We start from the raw sequence: 21,184 nt of genomic DNA, 5'->3' as shown, positions 1-21,184 counted from the left end.
TCGGTTTTTTTATGGTGAAACGAACCCTCTCGGCTTAAGAGAGTCCTGCCACGGTTTCTTGTACTGCCAATGCGCCTTGATGTATTTCTCCCATCACGGCCTCTACATCTAATACTTGCTGCTTGCCCTGCTCGGCCACCTGGGTAACATTCACAATGGCTTTAGAGACTTGCTCTGTCAGCTCACGATTTTGTTGCACCACTTGGCTTATTTCGTTGGTGGCCTCACTGGTTCGCCCTGCTAATTGGCGCACTTCATCGGCGACCACGGCAAAGCCACGTCCTTGCTCACCTGCGCGTGCCGCTTCAATAGCCGCGTTTAACGCTAATAAATTAGTTCGCTCGGCCACACTACTAATAGTACCCACTATTTCTTCAATATTACGCGACTGTTCATTTAGCTGATTCACTACCAACATCGTCTGATCAAGATCATTCGAGACTTGTATTGAAGTATTTACCGAAGCTAATAAAGAGTTATTCCCTTGCTCAACAGTATGAGAGGTTTGAACAGCAATATCACAGGCCTGCTCTGAAGCTTGTTGATTTTTACGTGACTGGCGCACACGTTCACTAATATCACTGGCAAATTTCACCACCCTGTGTACTTGGCCTGCGCCATCAAAAATGGGGTTATAGGTCGCTTCAAGCCAAATGTCATTACCTTGTGCATCCACACGCTTAAAGCGGCCTGATTTGTGCTCGCCTTTTGCTAAATCTTGCCAAAAATTAGGCTGCTGCTGATAAAACTCACTATCACAAAATATACGATGATGCTGGCCTACAAGCTGCTCAAGACGATAACCCATTACGTTCAAGAAGTTTTCATTAGCCGTTAAAATAGTGCCGTCTACGGCAAACTCAATCACCGCCATCGATAAATGTAAGGCGCTTAAGACGGCTTGCTGAGCAGCAAGCTGATGCTGTTTTTCGGTAATATCGCTGGCAATTTTTAATATTCTGACGACTTCACCTTGCTCATTAAGCACAGGAAAATAAGTTGCTTCTAGCCAAATAATATCGCCGTGACGGTTAAAGCGAGCAAAGGTGCCCCTTTGTGATTCACCTTGTCGTAATTGTTGCCAAAATTGTGCGTACTCGGCGGTTTCGGACAAAGCTTGAGAGCAGAAGATACGATGATGAGCACCAACAATATCATCCAGTGTATAACCGACCACGGTTAAAAAACGGTTATTAGCGTCTAATATTTCGCCTTGTGGGGTAAACTCAATCACCGCCATATGAGAGCGAATTGCTTGCTGAACAGCATGCGCTTGTTCGTACTGCTGGCGATAATGAGATAGCTCTCGCTTTAATTTGCTGGTTCCTAGCATAGGCTCATATCCTTATGATTTTATCGGTCAATGCCCAAACCGTATTCATTTTACTTGTGTTAAAGGGTCATTATTTTCAGAGCATAGCATTAAAAGTGGTGATAAACAGAGTCTACAACGTCCAATCAGCGGATCCTTGGAGCAGTCTTCCACCAATAAGAATAATGAGAAACATAAAAAAGAGAGAGCATGATTTATGCTCTCTCTACTGCTTAATATAGTGATTGTAATCGTTAATCTTTATCTACTTGGTTACCAATAACGCCACCCACTACAGCGCCACCAATGGTGCCTGCAGTGCTGCCGTCTGTAAGTACCGAGCCAGCCACACCACCAGCACCAGCACCAATGGCGGTATTACGATCTCGGTCCGACATATTACTGCATGCCGATAACCCTAACATAAGCACTAGGGCACTGCCTGCGATTATTTTTTTGCTGTTGGTCATAGTTATTACCTCAAACAAATGAATATTACCTAGCGAGTGTAACGACTTTATGGCTTCATAGCCTCATATAACACCTGCGCTATGTCGAACCCTGTCGTCTATCACTGATAGTGATAAGTGAATACTAGATCGAAACTTAACTTTCACTGCTACCCATTATCGTTTTATAGCCATAATAAGCGCACTACAGCGACGTTAGCTAAGCTCACCAGTAATAGAAAACTCACATAAGTAATCACAAGATAACGAAAATAGTTATGTCGACTGTGCTCAATAATGCCCAGCTCTTCTTGGTGCGCGCGATGGGCACCGGCAATTTTGGCAAACAACGTCAGTTCAACATGCATCAGCACCAGCGTAATAAGCGCCAACATACTCCCCAACAAAGGGGCAATTAATATCCATTCCTGTAGCACCTGAGTAATCTCAGGTTTAAGGTAAGGCACTGAACCCAGTAATACCACGGCAATAGTGATTTGAAATAGTTTTTGCCAAATATGATCGTGGCGATATTTATACTCATCCCAGAGCAAAACATGCGGGTCGTAAGGGTGGCTCATTGATAGGCTCCTTATCAGCAGAAAGAAACACAGCCCTGTTTCTTTTTAACTGGGCGCCGAGTGCTTAGTGCTCGGCGCTATGTCTCACCATTATTCTTCGAAATAAGTACCCCAGCCATCGTATTCCACTTGGTGTTTTTCGGCTATTTTTAATAGTGACTCAATTTGCGCCATAATGGCTGTTTCGTTTAACGGCCCTTCTTTAATGGCATCAAAACATAATACAGTGTGTCCATTTTCTACTTCCAGCTCTTCAGCATCACTGACTTCAAGCCCCGCTTTGAAGCAATCAATGGCTGCTTTTTCGAGTCGATCAAAGTTAGCCCCAGAAAAATGATGCTCTATGGTGTATTCCACGTCAGGGTTACTGCCGTCATTAAGTAGAGAGCTAATAATGTCTTGGGTTTCTTGTTGCCATTCTTGTAATGCAGTCATAAACGAGTCCTAGTTAATATAAGCCCTTCGGGCAGCTATCAGTGTTAAGTTTCAGCTAAAAAGGGTTATGTTCGTCCTCTGCACACATTACCCGTCCCCCTAACTCAAGGGGCGTCGAGCCTCTTGATCTAATTCGGCAATGCGCGTTTCAAGCGTTTGGCGACTATGCTTTAACAAGTCGCGAATTTGCTTAGGCTCATAGCCCTCAACTGAAATGGGGGGCATAATCTCAACAATTAACTCACCATTATCCCAACGATTAAGATCAACTTGACCAAAATAGCTAGAGCAGGCAATGGGCACTAACGGCACCTTGGCTTGCATGGCAATATGAAAAGCCCCGGTTTTAAAGGGCAGCAGCCCCTTACCTTGGCTGCGCGTTCCTTCAGGAAACATCCAAATAGAAGTGTTACGTTCACGTATTTTCTCAACCACTTTGCCTATAGTGCTAGCAGCCTTGGCTTTATTTTCACGATTGATCAATAAGTTACCACTAAGCCAAAATAACTGACCAAATAAAGGGATCCAAAACAAGCTACTTTTGCCAATCGCCACGGTGCGCGGCATCACGGCTCCGGTCAGAGCTATAATGTCCCAGTTACTTTGGTGATTGGCAATATAAACTGCCGACTGTAAGTTATTGGCATTCTCATAACCTCTGAACGTCACCTTAAGCCCGATGATAATGCAGGCTTTATTAAATAAGCGTCCTAAGAAATATACATTATTAGGATGACGAGGACGCAGCACACACACCACAGTCCCTAAGATGAACACCAGCACCATGGCCAGTACCAATAATAATAGCCGCAACAGCTTTAACATGACTAAACCTCGCATTTTGGGAGTCGGCAGTATACTGAGCGGCCCCGAAATGAACAAGACCCAGTCACTTTCAACAGTGGCTGGGCCTGATTCAACTTAAAAAATCGTGTACTTTAATGCTAATCGATCATCTAGAATAGCTGATTGTTGGCACCTCAGCCTCTAACCTAAAGCCTTGTACTAACTGCTGTAAGTTAGACGCCAGCTCCGTCAGCTCACGGCTGGCGCTGGCGGTTTGTATAGCGCCGGCAGCGGTTTCATCACCCACCTCATGAATACCTGTCAGGTTACGGCTAATATCCTCTGTTACTGTCGCTTGTTCTTCTACTGCGGTAGCAATTTGCGTATTCATATCATGAATAGTTTGTACCGCTGTACTAATCAGCTCCAAGGCTTGCTCTGCTTCTTGTGCTTGACTAACCGTACGCTCTGCTTGCTGACGGCCGCCACTCATAGCCGCCATCGCGCTTTTAGCGTCTGCTTGTAACTTAGCAATGGTCGTAACTATTTCTTGTGAAGAGTGCTGAGTTTGCTCTGCTAAATTACGCACTTCTGAGGCTACCACAGCAAAACCACGCCCTTGCTCCCCTGCGCGAGCAGCTTCAATAGCCGCATTAAGCGCCAGTAAGTTAGTTCGTTCAGCAATTTCCTGAATCACTTCCACTACTGTGCTTATCTGTGTACTACTATCGGCTAACGACTGTACCACTTGTTCTGTAGCAGTCACATCATCAGCAAGCTGGCTAATTGACACTACTGTTTCTTGTACCACAGCTTTACCTTGCTCAGCAGCCTCATTAGCAGAACGTGCCGAGGAGGCGGCTAAACTGGTATTATTCGCCACTTCTTGTACTGTCGCTGACATTTCATTTATTGCCGCTGCCACCTGATCGGTATCTTGTTGCTGGCGTTCCAAATTAGCACTGGTTTGTAAAGACACGGCCGATGTCTCTTCTGCCGCGGCTGACAAACTGCTACTAGATTGATGAATATGCCCAATAAGCTCACGTAACTGATGAGTCATATGCTGTAACTTGCTATATACTCCTTGGCTCTCACCACCAAATGTTATGCTTAAGTCACCCTGAGCAATGGAATTCGCGACTCGCTCCATTTCGCTGGGCTCTGCCCCTAAAGGGAGCAGTACAGTGCGCTTTAGCACCCATCCTAATAATAAGCTAAATACAACAAGTAAAATAACAACTAGCGTAATAATGGTAACCATGGCTTGGTTGCGCTGTTCTTCTTCCGCTAAAGAGGTATGTAGGCGATCGAGCAGTAAGGTGATAAAGGCTTCAACAGCCTCTAAGTTCTTTAAGCGTGATTGTTCATAATTATCACCTAATACCAGATTTTGTGCCGCCTGAGCACGACCAGCCTGCATTAATGCAATGGCCTGCTCTTCTAAAGCATTTAAGAGGGCAACGGCTTTTTGCCCTTGATGAAGCGCACTACGCTCAGCCGCAGTCAGCTTCATTTGCTCAAGCATATCTTGATCTGAAATGACACGAGCGTTAGCTCGTGGGGCGCGCCCTTCTGTTATTCTGTTGGTATGCTGATAGACGTCTAGCTGATCACTATTGCCCGTCACCACATAATCACGAATAGAGGCTGTTTTTTCAGCAGAGTACGTCCGGATCATGCCGGCATTATTAAAATAATTAAAGCGATCATTCTGCGCCTGAATGACGGCACCTTGGGATTGCAGTAGTAAATATAAGGCAGCTCCCAAGGTGACAGCTAGCGCCAACATGCCTAAGAATACCAAGCGGATCACCGCTTTTAATGTTAATTGTTTGTACATTTATATCTCTAATAACAACCAGACCAATATATTATTATATCAAGATAAAATCGCTCCTTCTTATAAAATGCACACACAAAACACACAATACCGTATACAAAATGTAACCGAGCAGCCCAAAAATAACAAAAACAACAACAAACAATCAAAATAAGACCAGTATTTAACCACTGGATAACAAATGACACATACCAACAACAGAGCTGCATATCTCTGATCTAGATCAAAAAAGCCCTTATCTGCACTAGGCTATAAGGGCTTTTTCTTTACTGTGTTATTGAATAAACTAACGTGTTTCTAATGTAAACCCTTGTATCAGTTGCTGTAGACTTGCAGCTAATTCTGTCAGTTCGCGGCTCGCACTCGAGGTTTGCTCTGCACCGGCTGACGTTTCATCACTAATTTCATTAATCACCGTTAAATTACGACTGATATCTTCGGTGACCGTCGCCTGCTCTTCTACGGCAGTGGCAATTTGTGTATTCATATCGTTAATGGTTTGCACCGCTGCACTAATTAACTCTAATGCTTGCTCAGCTTCTTGCGCTTGCCCTACCGTTAACTCTGCTTGCTGACGACCATTACTCATAGCCCCCATGGCTTTTTCAGCATCTTCCTGAAGCTTAGCAACAGTTGTTATAATTTCTTGTGACGAGGTTTAGGTTTGACCTGCCAATTGGCGGACTTCATCGGCCACTACCGCAAAACCACGCCCTTGCTCACCAGCCCGTGCCGCTTCAATGGCCGCGTTAAGTGCTAATAAGTTAGTACGATCAGCAATATCTTGAATCACCTGTACACAGTACTAATTTGTGTACTGCTATCAGCTAACGACTGCACGACTAAGCCTGTAGAAACCACATCATCAGCAAGCTTGCCAATAGAGGCGATTGTCTGCTGTACCATAGCTCGCCCCTGATCTGCAGATTCATTCGCAGACTGAGCTGAAGATGCCGCTGCCGATAAGCTGCTACTAGAAAGATGAATATGACCAATGACCTCTCTTAATCTTTCGGCCATATGCTGTAGCTTTGCATAAACGCCCGTGGCATTCGGATGAAAGGTCAGGCTCAAATCTCCTTCAGCAATGGCGGAAGCAACTCGTTCCATTTCACTGGGTTCAGCACCTAATGGCTGCAATACCAGACGACTTAATGTCCAGCCAAGCAGTAAGCTCAGCAATACAAACAGTATCACTAGCCCGGTCATCAAGAAGACTAACTGTTGATTAAGCTGATACTCTGTCTCTAACTGAGCTTCTAAGCGGCCAATCAGTTTAGAAATGGCCGTATTCACAGAGTTAGCCATGGTCATACGGCCTTGGTGATACTCTTCCCCTAATACTAGGCGTTGTGCTGCTTCAGCACGCCCTGCTTGCACTAGGGCAATGGCTTTTTCTTCTATAGCACCATGGCCACAGTCGCAGCGACCCCTGCCTCTAATAACTCGGCCACCGGCACGAGGGGCACGCCCTAATGTGATATCAAGCACCGCCTTGTAGGCCTTTAAATATTGAGGCTCACTCGTCACCGCATAGTTACGGATCTCGTTTGATAGCTCTAACGAATACATCCGTATCATATTACTAGAGTTAAAAGACTGGTATCGCGTTTCTTGAGTCTGGCTGACCGACTGCTGAGACTGCAATAAGAAATAAAGTGCTGCGCCAAATACTAAAGCATAGGGCACTCCAATTGCCAAACCACATAAGCCTGCGCACATTATATGCACAAGGCAAGCACAATACGCGATGACTTTGTACGCAGTCTCACTGAATCATTGAATAACCATTATTCTAGCGAACCAATAAACAACAAAACCGCTTTATAGGCGGTTTTGTTGTGTTTATTAAGCATTTACCTTACTAGCAGCAAATCAACTTAACTTGCCATGACATTGCTTATACTTTTTCCCTGAGCCACAAGGGCAAGCATCATTACGGCCGATTTTTTGCCCCTCACGCACAAAGGGGGTATTCTCGTCCACGGTTGCAGCCTCTTCATCTTCAAGCAAGTTATCAGCAGACGCATGATTATAGCTTTGGGCTTGGCTTTCTGCCGCTGCACGGCGTTTTTCTTCTGCCGCCTCTACCTCTTCTTGGCTTTGCACTTTAACCCGACTGATAATACTCACCACTTCACGCTTTAAGTTTTCTAGCAGCTGGGTAAACAACTCATAAGATTCACGTTTATATTCTTGCTTAGGGTTCTTTTGCGCATAGCCACGCAAGTGAATACCTTGGCGTAAATGATCCATGGCCGCCAAATGCTCTTTCCATAAGGTGTCTAGGGTTTGTAACATCACTGAGCTTTCAAATTGACGAAGCGCTTCTGAGCCAACAACGGCCTCTTTGTCGGCATAGTCTTTAGCTGCTACTGCTAATATTTGCTCGCGCAGTTGCTCGTCATGCAGTTTGTCATTTTCTTTTAACCAGGTACTAACTGGTATCTCTAAACCAAAGTCGGCGTGTAGGCGATGTTCAAGACCCGGTACATCCCACATTTCTTCAAGCGACTGTGGAGGAATATACTCATCAACAATGCCGTTAATGACATCTTCACGGATCACCACTATGGTTTCGCTAATGTCTTTCGCATCTAATAACTCATTACGTTGCTCGTAAATCACTTTACGCTGATCGTTAGCAACATCATCAAACTCAAGCAAGTTCTTACGAATATCAAAGTTGCGCGTTTCTACTTTACGTTGGGCGTTTTCAATAGCACGACTGACCCAAGGATGTTCGATAGCTTCGCCTTCTTCCATGCCCAGCTTTTTCATCATATTAGTGACACGATCTGAGGCGAAAATACGCATCAGTGAATCTTCCATCGATAGATAGAAGCGGCTAGAGCCAGCATCACCTTGGCGACCTGCACGACCACGTAATTGATTGTCTATACGACGCGATTCATGGCGCTCAGTACCAATAATATGCAAGCCACCCGCGGCAATCACCGCATCGTGACGTACTTGCCAGTCGGCTTTAATCGCTGCAATTTGTTCAGCACTCGGCGCTTCTAACTTTTCAATTTCAGCCGCCCAGTTACCACCTAATACAATATCTGTACCACGACCGGCCATATTGGTCGCTATGGTCACCACACCAGCTTCACCGGCTTCGGCAATAATTTGCGCTTCACTTTCATGAAACTTAGCGTTAAGCACACGATGCGGTATTTTTTCTTTATCTAAGATACCCGATATCAGCTCAGAGTTTTCAATAGAAACTGTGCCCACCAATACCGGCTGACCACGCTCTACACAGTCTTTAATATCAGCCACAATTGCCTGATACTTTTCTGGGGCTGTAAGGTATACCAAGTCGCCCATATCGTTACGAACCATGGGTTTGTTGGTAGGAATAACTACAGTATCTAAGCCATAAATACTCTGAAACTCAAAGGCTTCGGTATCTGCCGTGCCCGTCATACCGGCAAGCTTGTCGTATAATCTAAAGAAGTTTTGAAAGGTAATGGATGCTAGGGTTTGGTTTTCGTTCTGAATTTTTACCCCTTCGCGCGCTTCTACCGCTTGGTGTAAGCCCTCAGACCAACGACGTCCCGGCATGGTACGGCCGGTGTGCTCATCAACGATGATCACTTCATCATCTTGTACTATATAGTCCACATTACGTTCAAATAAAGTATGTGCACGTAGCGCTGCGTTAACGTGGGCCAATAGAGCTATGTTACCTGCTGAAAATAAGGAGTCATCTTCTTCGATAAGCCCCATTTTTTTCAGCTCTTCTTCTACAAAAATTTGACCATTTTCGGTTAACAATGCCTGTTTATTTTTTTCATCAACCGTATAGTGCCCCTCGCCAATATATTCTTCGGTATCTTCTTCGTCTTGTTTCACCAGTTTAGGGATCAAGGTATTAATACGAATATAAAGCTCAGAGCTATCTTCAGCAGGGCCAGAAATAATCAAAGGGGTACGGGCTTCATCAATGAGCACAGAATCTACTTCATCCACAAGTGCGTAGTTCAGCGGGCGCTGCACTCGCTGCTCAGGTGAAAACGCCATATTGTCACGTAAATAGTCAAAGCCAAACTCGTTGTTGGTACCGTAGGTGATGTCAGCAGCGTAGGCGGCATGTTTTTCAGCGGAATCCATACCAGACAAATTGCAATCAACAGTGAGCCCTAAAAACTCAAACAGGGCACGGTTCGTTTCCGCATCGCGACGTGCTAAATAATCGTTAACGGTTACGATATGAACACCGCGCCCGGTGAGCGCATTAAGATAAACAGGCAGGGTGGCTGTAAGGGTTTTACCTTCACCGGTTTTCATTTCAGCAATTTGGTTATTGTGTAATACCATACCGCCAATCAACTGCGCATCAAAATGGCGCATATCATATACACGGCGCGAGGCTTCACGCACAGTAGCAAACGCCTCTGGTAATAATTGCTCTAACGTTTCACCTTGTTCTAGGCGCTGACGAAATTCAACCGTTTTAGCCTGTAACTCAGCATCAGAAAGCGCTTCAAATGTAGGCTCCATGGCATTAATTTCGTCTACAACTTTACGCAGCCGTTTTAAGGTTCTGTCGTTACGGCTGCCAACTATCATGGTAAAAAGTTTAGTAATCATATTTGGCCAATAATAATGATGGAAAAATAAACCCCGTATGGGATCAAACGTTAATGCGGCAAGAAGTGCTTAGGATTCTGCTGCCGATTGCCTTTTAATACTTCGTAATGCAAATGAACGCCCGTTGCTCGCCCTGTACGTCCCATTTGCGCAATTTTTTGCCCTTTTTCAACGCGCTCACCGACGTTAACCCACAATGAGTCTAAATGGGCATATCGTGTCACCCAACCTTGCCCATGGTTAATTTCAACCATATTGCCAAAATCTGGATGGTATTTAGAGACACTGACTACGCCGGTGGCGGTCGCAGATATGGGCTGCCCCCTTTGGCCCGCAAAATCTTGACCTTTGTGCCAACGTACTTGGCCAGTAAAAGGATCGGTACGCGTCCCAAAACCAGAACTTACTCGGCTAAAGCCAAGTACTGGATGACCTTGGACCTGTGTCGTCTCATTGATATGGAGGTTCAAAAGCAAAGTTTCAAGGGCTGCCAAGTGGATACCATATTCTTGAGTTTTTGCTAACGCCTGCGCTAATGTTTGATACAAATCAGCAAAGCCATTTATAGGACGATGCAATAAATTAACGTCTTGTCGCTTTAATGGCAATTCATCGGCTAAATCATAATCTTTTATTAAACGTCGACCTAATACATTCACCTGTGCTAATTCGGCTTGTAATTGTCCGAACCGTTGGCCAATACGACTCAATTCGCTCGCTTGCTGATATTTGTTTTGCTCTAGTCGCTGCCCAAGCAGTTTGTGTTCTTGCTGTGAAATTTGCCACTGTGTGTATAAATACATAATAACGGGCAGTTGCAATAAACATAAGCCTATCAACAGCCAAAGACTAAGGCGTCGAAAAAAGGCACCAAAATGTGGCGCTAGGGGGACATGATTCATGGTATTAAGATCTACAAAAACAAAAAACGCCAGCACAAGAAGCTGGCGTTTTTTTAAATGGTATTAGGCGGGACTAAACGCAGTGTCGTAGTAACGAATAGGTGATTGTGCATCCTGCTCGTCAAAGGTCACAATTTCCCAAGCGTCGGCATTTGCAAGCATGGCGCGTAATAAAGTGTTATTCAGCGCATGACCGGTTTTATAAGCGCGAAACTCCCCTAATATACTGTGGTTACACATATATAAGTCGCCAATCGCGTCCAGCATTTTGTGTTTGACAAATTCGTTAGGGTAACGCAAACCGTCATCATTTAGCACTTTATAGTCATCCAGCACGACGGCGTTTTCTAAGCTACCGCCTAAGGCTAAGTTTTGTGAGTGCAAATATTCAATATCGCGCATAAAGCCAAAGGTTCGCGCTCGGCTTAGTTCTTTTACAAATGCAGCTCCTGAAAAGTCCAGCGCCAAATGCTGGCTTTCTCCGGCAAAAGCGGGGTGATCAAAATCGATGGTCAAATCCATCTTAAAGCCAGCCTTGTGCGGTCTAAACTCAGCCCACTTATCACCGTCTTCTACCCGCACAACTTCTTTAATGCGAATAAAGCGCTTTAGTGCATTCAGTTCGCGAATGCCACCTGACTGTAATAGGTAAATAAAGGGGTGTGAGCTACCATCCATAACCGGAACTTCAGGTGCATCAACCTCAATCACTAAGTTATCTATTCCTAGCCCCGCTAGTGCGGCAGACAGGTGCTCAATGGTTGACACCCGTACACCAGCTTCATTGACTAAGGCGGTACATAGCATAGTGTCCTTTACCAAAGCGGCATCGGCTTGAATATCGACCTGCGGATCCAAATCGGTACGACGAAACACTATACCTGTATTAGCCGGCGCAGGTACAAAGGTCATTTGTACTTTATGGCCGGAATGCAAGCCAATTCCGGTGGCTTGCACGGTATTCTTTAACGTTCGTTGTCTAATCATAAAGGGTATCCGTCAGTAGCTAATCAGCTCATATTATAGACTATGAACCAGATTTGAATCGAATTCAAATGGTCTGACATGTTAGCACAATAATAGAGAGCCGCAAATTTCGCCGTTATTAGTCCGCCTGTTTACGCAAAAATGCCGGAATATCTAGGTAGTCCATATCCGCTTTGGCCTGAGTACTATCGGCGTTAACGACCATTTTGCTCGGCTGTTCTTCGCTTTGTGTATCCACTTGGCGCATACCATTGTCATCTCGGTTGCTGGCACCGGATTTTACAAGCGTAATATCGGGCTTACGCTCGGCACCAATACCGGTGGCCACCACGGTAACACGCAGTTCGTCCTCAATCTCAGGGTCTACCACTGTACCTACCACTACAGTGGCATTTTCAGAAGCAAAAGCTTTAACCGCATTACCGACAGTTTCAAACTCTTCGATGGTCATATTGAGACCAGCAGTAATGTTGACCAAGATACCACGGGCACCCGCTAGGTCGACATCTTCTAACAGAGGACTAGAAATGGCCTTTTCAGCCGCTTCTTCGGCACGATCTTCGCCGGTCGCTTTGCCTGAGCCCATCATAGCCGTGCCCATTTCGCGCATTACAGTTTGCACATCAGCAAAGTCAACGTTCATCAAACCAGGACGGGTGATCAGCTCAGCTATCCCTTGCACGGCACCAAATAAGACATCGTTAGCCGCTTTAAAAGCGTCGAGTAAAGAAATGCCACGCCCGAGTACTTTTAACAGTTTATCGTTAGGAATGGTGATCAATGAGTCAACCTGCTTACCTAACTCATCAATACCCACTTGGGCATAGTGCATGCGCTTTTTACCTTCAAAGGCAAAAGGCTTGGTAACGACAGCGACGGTGAGAATACCTAACTCTTTGGCAATTTCAGCGACGACTGGCGCTGCACCTGTTCCTGTACCGCCACCCATACCGGCAGCAATAAAAATCATATCGGCGCCACTGATTAAATCACGAATTGCATCGCTATCTTCTAATGCTGCGTCGCGCCCTACAGCGGGGTTTGCGCCAGCCCCCAAGCCTTTTGTGAGATCACCGCCTATTTGCAGTGTGCTAGTGGCACTGGAGTTACGCAAGGCTTGGGCGTCGGTGTTAATCGCTAAAAACTCAACACCTTCTAGGCTTTCGTTAACCATGTGCTCAACAGCGTTACCGCCGCCGCCGCCCACGCCTACAACTTTAATAACCGCATCCTGCTCGTGATCATCATTCATTAATTCAAACATGTTATTAGGCATAAGAATCTCTCCGCTGTGCTCTTGCCAACTTATTACTGTGAATAAGGACTGCTAATATTAAAACTCGCCACGTACCCAATTGCCAATTCGTTTAAAAAACGAGCTCAAACTGGATTTTCCATTATAGTCTTGCTGAGGCATAGTTTGGTGCTCTTTACCATAATGTAATAAGCCAACGGCCGTGGAGTACACAGGCGTCTCAACATAATCTGATAGCCCTTTTACGCCACCTGGTTGACCAATGCGTACCTGGCACTGAAAGATTTGCTCAGCACACTCAACCAAACCTTCTATTTGTGCCGCACCACCAGTTAATACCAAACCCGCAGCCAGTTGATGCTTAACTCCGGCTTTTTTCAGTTCAGCCTGAATTTCACCCAGCTCTTGATTGATCATCCCCAACAACTCGCTATAGCGTGGCTCTATCACTTCGGCCAAAGTTTGGCGCTGTAGACTGCGAGCTGGTCGCCCTCCAACACTGGGCACTTCGATGGTGTCTTCTTTACTGACCAGTTTACTAAAAGCACCGCCGTGGCGCATCTTAATCGCCTCTGCATCTAGCGGGGGGGTGCCAAATGCATAAGCAATATCACTGGTCACTGTGCTGCCTGCATAAGGGATCACCTTAGTGTGGCGCAAAGCCCCACCGGTAAACACCGCCATATCCATGGTGCCACCACCAATATCAACCACACAGACGCCGAGTTCTTTCTCATCATCGGTGAGTACCGCATAGCTAGACGCAAGCGCACTGAATATAAGTTGGTCTACTCTCAGCCCTAAACGTTCCACACATTTTTCAATATTACGCGCCATATCATTATGACAAGTAATCAGATGCACTTTGGCGTGCATACGCACTCCCGACAAACCTATGGGGTTTTTAATCCCCTCTTGAAAGTCGATAGAGTATTCTTGCGGTAATACGTGCAGCACGCGATGCTCATCAGACAAACGTACTGACTTGGCGGTATGAATCACGTTATCTACATCTTCTTGGGTGACCTCTTCGTCAGAAATAGGCACCATGCCGGTTTCGTTACGGCATTCAATATGCTTGCCCGATAGGCCAAGATAAACAGAGGTAATTTGGCAGTCAGCCATCATTTCTGCTTCATCAACCGCTCGTTTCAGTGATTTAACCACAGACTCGAGATCGTTTACCCCGCCCTTGTCCATTCCTTTTGAAGAATGGCTGCCAAGGCCAATGACATTTAAATCGCCATCCGGTAACACTTCACCGACTAAGGCAGTTACCTTAGAAGTGCCGATATCAAGCCCGACGATCAGGTTTCTTTCAGCGTTTTTAGTCATTATCCGTCTCTTCGTCCTGCTTCCATCCCACTGCCAGCCCGGTATCGTAGCGTAAGTCAAGGTAAGCTACCCGCTCACGCTGCTCGATGCTCGGATAGACATCTATAAAACGTTGCAACCGCGCCTCAATATCTTCTCGGCCCAGTAGCAGCTTAACGCCACTTTTTAAAGTTAGTTCCCAAGATCGTCGCGGTGTTAAGTGAACTTGCTCAATATCATACCTTTTAGGCGTTAATAATGTTTGTACATGTCGAAATTCCTTTAATACGCTAACCGAGGCTTCATCGGGTCCCGATAAAGACACTAACGTTAACCCAGGGTCGGCGGCACGAAAGACTTCACCCTGGGTATTAAGCAGTGCGTTTTGGTTCCAGCGGGCCGCAACCTGTTGCTCAACAAGGTAGACTCGCACTGTATCAGGCCACTGCTTGCGTACCGAGGCCTGATATACCCAAGGTAATGCCTGTAATTGTTGCTGTACCTGATCAACCTCTAAGGCAAAAAAATTGCCCACGCCGGGCAAACTGCCCACAGACTGGCGTATCTGTTGTTGAGTTAAGTAGCGGTGTTCGCCTTGAATAATCAGATTATTCACTGGCACTTGATTAGCCGTTGTCATCCAAGCGACCAGCACCCACAGCCCCCATAGTAATGCCGATAACATCACTAAAAAAAAGCTTAGGCCACCAAAAAAAGCCAGCCTAGTGCGGGTTTCGGCAGCTGTCATATCAGTATGCCTGCTCCAGCACGCTCAACACTAACTGCTCAAATGATAAACCTGCCACTTTCGCTGACTTAGGCACAAGACTAGTTTGTGTCATACCCGGTACAGTATTGACCTCTAACAGCCACCATTGACCACTATGGTCTCGCATTAAATCAACTCGGCCCCAGCCGCTAGCAGCCACCGCTTTAAAAGCAGCTAGGCTAAGCTCACCGAGCGTTTTTTCGTCGGCTTCATTTAAACCACAGGGACATAAATATTGTGTATCACCAGACTGGTATTTGGCTGAGTAATCATAAAAATCGTGCGTTGTACTAAGGCGAATAGCCGGTAATGCCTGTTCACCCAAAATACTGACGGTATATTCATCACCATCAATAAAACGCTCAACCAAAACCTCGGCATCAAATTTAAAGGCTTCTTCTACTGCATTTATTAAAGTGGCCGCGTCTGTGGCTTTAGTCATGCCAATGCTGGAGCCTTCATTGGCCGGCTTTACAAATACCGGGCCATCAAATTGGGCCAGTAGCTCGGCGGCATCTTCGGTTTTAAAGTGTCCCTTGTGTACCACCCTAAAATCGGCGGTCGGCAAGCCCATGGTTTTCCACACTTGCTTAGTGCGTATTTTATCCATTGCCAGTGCCGAGCCTAATACACGAGAGCCGGTATAGGGCAAGCCTAAATGCTCCAAAGCCCCTTGCAAGGTGCCGTCTTCTCCCCCTCGCCCGTGCACCACAATAAAAGCACGTTCAAAGCCATCTTCTTTAAGTTGGCCCAGTGAATAATCTTGGGTATCAATACCGTGGGCATCGACACCGCCACGTATTAACCCTGCTAACACGGCAGCGCCAGAACGCAATGACACTTCACGCTCGGCAGAGTGCCCACCAAACAAGACTGCAACTTTACCAAACTGTGTCATCCCTGATCTCCTAGCTGCATGGCAGCAATTGATAATTGTAATTCACCTAGGGTACGAGCCACACCGCCCACATTACCTGCGCCTTGTGTTAACACTAAATCGCCATCTTGTAATAAGTCGGCTAACACTGCGGGGATTTCGTCGGGGGTCGCAACATAAATAGGCTCCATTTTACCGCGACTACGAATAGAGCGACACAGGGCACGGCTATCGGCCCCCGGAATTGGTGCTTCACCCGCACTGTATACTTCTAATAAAATCAACACATCGGTTTTTGACAATACATCCACGAAGTCTTCATACAGATCACGAGTTCGGCTATAACGATGCGGCTGATAAATGGTCACTAAGCGACGCTCTGGCCACCCAGCTCGCACCGCCTCTTGTGTGGCTCGAACTTCACTTGGGTGGTGGCCATAATCATCCACTAATTTAGCCATGCCACGACCGGTTGCAAATTCACCGTATTGCTGAAAACGCCGGCCAACCCCTTCAAATTTCAACAATGCCGCTAATATAGCGTCATCAGCTACCCCGTCTTCACAGGCCACGGCAATGGCTGCGGCGGCATTTTGCGCATTGTGCTTACCGGGTAAATTTAACTGCACATTCAAGCAGCTACCATCGGGGCGACAAACACTAAAGCGGCTATGATCACGACTTTGGCTAAAGTCGGTTATTTTATAATCCGCATCATCAACAAAGCCATAGGTAATGCATTGGCGACTGACTCTGGGCATCAGCTCGCGCACCGCTTCATCGTCAATACACAACACCGCTAACCCATAAAAGGGCAGATTATGTAAAAAGTCGAGAAAGGTATCTTCGAGTTTGCTGAAGTCCCCACCATAGGTGTCCATATGATCCGCTTCTATATTGGTCACAATAGACACCATAGGCTGCAAATGTAAGAAAGAGGCGTCACTTTCATCGGCTTCAGCAATTAAATAGCGACTGCTGCCCAAGCGAGCATTACAGCCAGCTCCGTTTAACAAGCCCCCAATCACAAAGGTAGGATCACGCCCCGCTTCACCATAGATACTGGCAATCAGGCTAGTGGTGGTGGTTTTACCGTGCGTTCCTGCCACAGCCACACCATGGCGAAAACGCATTAACTCGGCCAGCATTTCGGCGCGGCGTACCACAGGAATGCGCTGCTCGCGCGCGGCAATTAACTCGGCGTTGTCTTCACTGATCGCCGTTGAAATCACCACCACACTAGCATCAGCAACTTGTTCAGGCGCATGGCCTAAAAAAATAGAGGCTCCCATAGCAGCGAGTCGATCAGTGACTGGGTTATAAGCAATGTCTGAACCAGAAATAGCATAACCTTCGTTGGCCAATACTTCTGCGATACCGCCCATCCCCGCACCGCCAATACCAATAAAGTGTATGCGGCGCACTCGTCTCATCTCGGGTACAGAGCTTCTAATTTTTGCCAGTTCAAGCTTGGTCATGCCATTCTCTCAATTTATTTTGCTACGCGACGTAAGCTCTCGGCCACGCGCTCGGCAGCATCGGTAATCGCTAACGATCTCGCCTGTTCGGCCATGGCCAACAGCGCTGCACGATGCTCGTTAAAATAGTGTAATTGTTCAGCTAAGCGCGTAGCACTCAACTCAGGTTGGGGCATTAATATCGCCGCCTCTTGATCTGATAAAGTTTGGGCATTTTTAGTTTGATGATCATCTACGGCATGAGGCAGAGGTACAAAAATAGCCCCCACTCCTGCTGCGGCCACCTCTGATACCGTTAGCGCCCCGGCTCGACATACCACTAAATCGGCTTGGCCATAGGCGCCAGCCATATCGTCAATAAAATCACTCACATCAGCCTTAATATTAAGCGCGCCATATGCCGCCTGCACCGCTTGGCTATTACCTCTGCCAGTTTGGTGGCGCACCGCTATATTACTCGCCAAAGCAAGCGCCTCGGGCACAGTTTCATTTAATATTTTCGCTCCCAGACTGCCCCCCACCACTAGCACTCGCAGCGGCTCGCCTGCAGCGCTGATGCGCTCTTTAGGTAATGGTAAGGTTAACACGTCAGTACGCACCGGATTACCCACCACCTGGGTATTTTTAGCATCCGCAAAGGCACCAGGAAATGCCATTAATATCCGTTTAGCAAAGCGAGCGAGCAGTTTATTAGTGACGCCAGCGGCGGCATTTTGCTCGTGTAACACAAGCGGAATGCCCGCCAGCCAGGCTGCGACACCACCGGGCCCCGCGGCAAAGCCGCCCATGCCTAATACCACCTGCGGCTGCACTTGCTTAAGCACCTTTCGTGCTTGAAAAATGGCTTTTATAATATGCAGTGGCGCTAATATTTTACGCTTGAGCCCGTTACCCCGCACCCCAGCAATGGTAATAGTATGTAAGGGGTAGCCATGTTGAGGAACAAGCTGTGCTTCCATGCGCTCAGCTGTACCAAGCCAGTGAATGGTCCAGCCTTGTGCGGCCAACAAATCAGCCACTGCCAATCCCGGAAATACATGCCCCCCTGTACCACCGGCCATCACCAGTAAAGTTTTAGCTGCAGAGTTTACTCTTGCTTGCTGACTCACTAACCTGTCTCCCGTTGTCTGGCCTGCATATTGTCGCGTCGCCATTCAAAATCAATACGCAATAAAATGGCCACGGCGGCACTAATCACCAATAAGCTAGAGCCACCGTAGCTGACTAAAGGTAAGGTTAACCCCTTGGTGGGCAGCATGCCTGAGGCCGCTCCTACGTTTACTACAGTCTGAAAACTAAACCAAATGCCAATACCCATCGCTAAGTACCCTTCGTATTGGCGACCACCCAGTAGCACTTTTTGGCCAATATGTAGTGCTTTAAAGGCCAGCCATGCTTGCAGTAATAGCACCAAGAGTACGCCGGTATAACCCAGTTCTTCACCTAAAATAGCAAATACAAAATCGGTATGGGCTTCGGGCAAGTACTCCAGCTTTTGAATGGAATTACCTAAACCTTCACCAAACCAGCCACCACGACCAAAGGCCATGAGAGATTGCGTTAACTGATAACCACTACCAAAGGGGTCTTCCCATGGGTTAAGAAACGAGGTAACACGCCGCATCCGATAAGGGGCATTCCAGATTAAAAACAGCAATAAGCCAATCCCCAAGCCCACTAGACTTAAAAATTGGCTCATGCGCGCACCCGCCAAAAATAGCATGCCCAGCGTCGTCACAAACAACACCACCACAGACCCTAAGTCTGGTTGCATTAACAGCAACACAGACATAATGCCCATCACAGCTAGCGGCTTAATAAAGCCGCGCCATTTACCCCGCACTTCATCTTGGCGCCGCACTAAATAGCCGGCTAAAAATGTAAACAACGCAAGCTTAGCAACTTCTGCCGGCTGCAAGTTTAAAATGCCTAATGGTAACCAACGCTGGCTACCATTAATTTCTCGCCCGACTACCAATACCAACACCAGCAGCAAGATAGCAACCAGCAAAAAGACACTGTTAAACGACTGCCAACGAGCCATAGGTACTTGTAGCACGACTATAATAAGCACTAAGCAAATGGTGAGGGCAATCGCATGACGCTTTACAAAAAAGAAAGGGTCATTTTTAATATTAATGCCTTCAGATATAGATGCGGACGACACCATCACTAAACCAATCGCCATCAGTGTGAGTGATAAAATCACTAATTGACGGTCAAAAATAAATCCAGGAGATGGCCGCATCAACCAGCCCAGACTTAACTTAGAGCCGCCTTTCATAAGGCCTCCACTAAGGCAATAAAATGCTCACCGCGTAATTGATAGTTATCATAGCTATCTAAACTGGCACAGGCAGGAGCAAGCAGCACACAATCTCCGGGCTGGGCTTGTTGTGCACACCAGGCAACAGCATCATCAAGGCTTTGCGCTTCTTGGGTATTATCGGCTAGTGCTAACAGCTGTGCCCGGTCTTGCCCAAAGCACACCATGCCTGCAATAGCACCATCCAGTAATGGGATTAATGGTGAAAAGTCTTGCCCTTTGCCAAGGCCTCCAGCAATTAACCACAACCGCCCTTTAATGACACCGCTCATACCGGCAATGGCTGCCAGTGTCGCGCCCACATTGGTGGCCTTGGTATCATTAACCCACAGCACACCTTGCTTGTTTGCCACAAACTGACAACGATGCGCCAAGCCTGTAAAACGACGCAATACAGCAACTTGGGCCCATAGGGGAATATGAGCCTGCTCAGCCAAGGCCATGGCCGCCAGTGCATTAAGTTGATTATGGGTGCCCAGTATTTTTAATGCCGACACCGGCAGTAATGGCTCACTGTTTCGGCTTAACCATAACTCGCCCTGATGCTCAACGCGCCCGTAAGCTTGGTTATCTAAACCAAAGCTGATGGTGGGAACCGTCTGGGTGACTGTCCCCATTAAAGATGGTGAAGTTTGATCATCTTCTCGGTTATAGACCGCCAGTGCCCCATGACGATAAATGGCTAATTTAGTATCGCGATAATGTGTGAGTGAGCGATAACGATCAAGGTGGTCTTCACTGATATTGAGTACGGTCGCAGCACTTGCCGCTAAGCTTGGCGTGGTTTCAAGCTGAAAACTAGACAGCTCTAAAACTGCCAATTCAAGTTCTAAAGCCAATAAATTCAGTGCTGGGGTACCAATATTGCCACCCACCCCCACCTTAACCCCTGCTTCTGTGGCCATTTCGCCCACTAGCGTGGTGACAGTACTTTTACCGTTTGAGCCGGTAATGGCAATAATAGGGGCGGGACACGCGCGCACAAACAACTCTATGTCTCCCACCACCTCAATACCCGCAGCCAATGCTTGTTGTAACTCAGGGGTAGCCATAGGGACGCCGGGGCTGACAACAATCAATTGTGCCTCGAGCATAGGTGCCAGTGTCAGCTCACCGAAGTAACGCTCTATATGATCAGGCAGCTGATCGGCACCCGGTGGGCAGGCTCGCGTATCCATTATCACAGGGGTGATACCTTGCGCTAAACAATAACGCACACAAGACAGTCCGGTCTGCCCTAAGCCAATAATAAGGATACGCTTAGCCAACAT

Annotated in this window: 18 protein-coding genes and 1 pseudogene; all 19 read right to left on the bottom strand. The window is 46.8% G+C overall.

From position 1 onward, the window contains the following. Positions 1-34: 34 nt before the first annotated feature. Entirely contained in the window at positions 35-1,333 is a 1,299-nt protein-coding gene (locus J3U76_RS14610) for a methyl-accepting chemotaxis protein (protein ID WP_208005145.1), read from the bottom strand. 233 nt (positions 1,334-1,566) lie between these two features. After that, on the bottom strand, positions 1,567-1,782 hold the full coding sequence (locus J3U76_RS06655; RefSeq protein ID WP_208005144.1) for a glycine zipper 2TM domain-containing protein: 216 nt from the start codon (positions 1,780-1,782) through the stop codon (positions 1,567-1,569). 164 nt (positions 1,783-1,946) lie between these two features. After that, a complete protein-coding gene (locus tag J3U76_RS06650; protein ID WP_208005143.1) occupies positions 1,947-2,342 on the bottom strand; it encodes a hypothetical protein in 396 nt (131 codons plus the stop codon). A 90-nt stretch (positions 2,343-2,432) separates the two neighbouring features. Beyond that, the gene (gene rraB, locus J3U76_RS06645) at positions 2,433-2,777 is read right to left on the bottom strand and encodes a ribonuclease E inhibitor RraB (protein WP_208005142.1); all 345 of its coding nucleotides are present in this window, start codon (positions 2,775-2,777) and stop codon (positions 2,433-2,435) included. Between the two features lie 99 nt (positions 2,778-2,876). Beyond that, positions 2,877-3,602, bottom strand: coding sequence for a 1-acylglycerol-3-phosphate O-acyltransferase (locus J3U76_RS06640; RefSeq protein WP_208005141.1), 726 nt, complete (start codon positions 3,600-3,602; stop codon positions 2,877-2,879). A gap of 127 nt (positions 3,603-3,729) precedes the next feature. Next, on the bottom strand, positions 3,730-5,406 hold the full coding sequence (locus J3U76_RS06635; protein WP_208005140.1) for a methyl-accepting chemotaxis protein: 1,677 nt from the start codon (positions 5,404-5,406) through the stop codon (positions 3,730-3,732). 286 nt (positions 5,407-5,692) lie between these two features. Then, positions 5,693-6,199: pseudogene (locus J3U76_RS14435) on the bottom strand (methyl-accepting chemotaxis protein). After that, entirely contained in the window at positions 6,196-7,107 is a 912-nt protein-coding gene (locus J3U76_RS14430) for a methyl-accepting chemotaxis protein (protein ID WP_243454115.1), read from the bottom strand. Before J3U76_RS14430 ends, J3U76_RS14435 begins: the two are co-directional and overlap by 4 nt. Positions 7,108-7,281: 174 nt before the next feature. Then, positions 7,282-10,005 (bottom strand): preprotein translocase subunit SecA, encoded by a 2,724-nt coding sequence (gene secA / locus J3U76_RS06625; protein WP_208005139.1) that lies wholly within the window; start codon positions 10,003-10,005, stop codon positions 7,282-7,284. A 50-nt stretch (positions 10,006-10,055) separates the two neighbouring features. Further along, complete coding sequence (locus tag J3U76_RS06620) at positions 10,056-10,907, bottom strand: M23 family metallopeptidase (RefSeq protein ID WP_208005138.1); 852 nt, start codon at positions 10,905-10,907, stop codon at positions 10,056-10,058. Positions 10,908-10,970: 63 nt separating this feature from the next. Next, positions 10,971-11,894 (bottom strand): UDP-3-O-acyl-N-acetylglucosamine deacetylase, encoded by a 924-nt coding sequence (lpxC, locus tag J3U76_RS06615; protein ID WP_208005137.1) that lies wholly within the window; start codon positions 11,892-11,894, stop codon positions 10,971-10,973. Positions 11,895-12,012: 118 nt separating this feature from the next. Then, positions 12,013-13,158, bottom strand: a complete 1,146-nt coding sequence (gene ftsZ, locus J3U76_RS06610) for a cell division protein FtsZ (protein WP_208005221.1) — start codon at positions 13,156-13,158, stop codon at positions 12,013-12,015. Between the two features lie 69 nt (positions 13,159-13,227). Further along, on the bottom strand, positions 13,228-14,484 hold the full coding sequence (gene ftsA, locus J3U76_RS06605; RefSeq protein ID WP_208005136.1) for a cell division protein FtsA: 1,257 nt from the start codon (positions 14,482-14,484) through the stop codon (positions 13,228-13,230). After that, a complete protein-coding gene (locus J3U76_RS06600; RefSeq protein ID WP_208005135.1) occupies positions 14,477-15,211 on the bottom strand; it encodes a cell division protein FtsQ/DivIB in 735 nt (244 codons plus the stop codon). Before J3U76_RS06600 ends, ftsA begins: the two co-directional genes overlap by 8 nt. 1 nt (position 15,212) lies before the next feature. Beyond that, positions 15,213-16,130, bottom strand: a complete 918-nt coding sequence (locus J3U76_RS06595) for a D-alanine--D-alanine ligase (RefSeq protein ID WP_208005134.1) — start codon at positions 16,128-16,130, stop codon at positions 15,213-15,215. Then, positions 16,127-17,587, bottom strand: coding sequence for a UDP-N-acetylmuramate--L-alanine ligase (murC, locus tag J3U76_RS06590; RefSeq protein WP_208005133.1), 1,461 nt, complete (start codon positions 17,585-17,587; stop codon positions 16,127-16,129). The genes J3U76_RS06595 and murC overlap by 4 nt, the downstream gene beginning before the upstream one ends. A gap of 14 nt (positions 17,588-17,601) precedes the next feature. Continuing rightward, the gene (murG, locus tag J3U76_RS06585; RefSeq protein WP_341534312.1) at positions 17,602-18,696 is read right to left on the bottom strand and encodes an undecaprenyldiphospho-muramoylpentapeptide beta-N-acetylglucosaminyltransferase; all 1,095 of its coding nucleotides are present in this window, start codon (positions 18,694-18,696) and stop codon (positions 17,602-17,604) included. Continuing rightward, entirely contained in the window at positions 18,696-19,871 is a 1,176-nt protein-coding gene (gene ftsW / locus J3U76_RS06580) for a cell division protein FtsW (RefSeq protein ID WP_208005131.1), read from the bottom strand. Before ftsW ends, murG begins: the two co-directional genes overlap by 1 nt. Next, positions 19,868-21,184, bottom strand: coding sequence for a UDP-N-acetylmuramoyl-L-alanine--D-glutamate ligase (gene murD / locus J3U76_RS06575; RefSeq protein ID WP_208005130.1), 1,317 nt, complete (start codon positions 21,182-21,184; stop codon positions 19,868-19,870). The genes ftsW and murD overlap by 4 nt, the downstream gene beginning before the upstream one ends.

Origin of the sequence: Oceanisphaera pacifica, from assembly GCF_017498065.1 — a bacterium.
GTDB classification, from domain to species: Bacteria; Pseudomonadota; Gammaproteobacteria; order Enterobacterales; family Aeromonadaceae; genus Oceanimonas; species Oceanimonas pacifica.
Note: the sequence above shows the minus strand (reverse complement) of the source record. Positions and strands in the feature narration are given on the sequence as shown.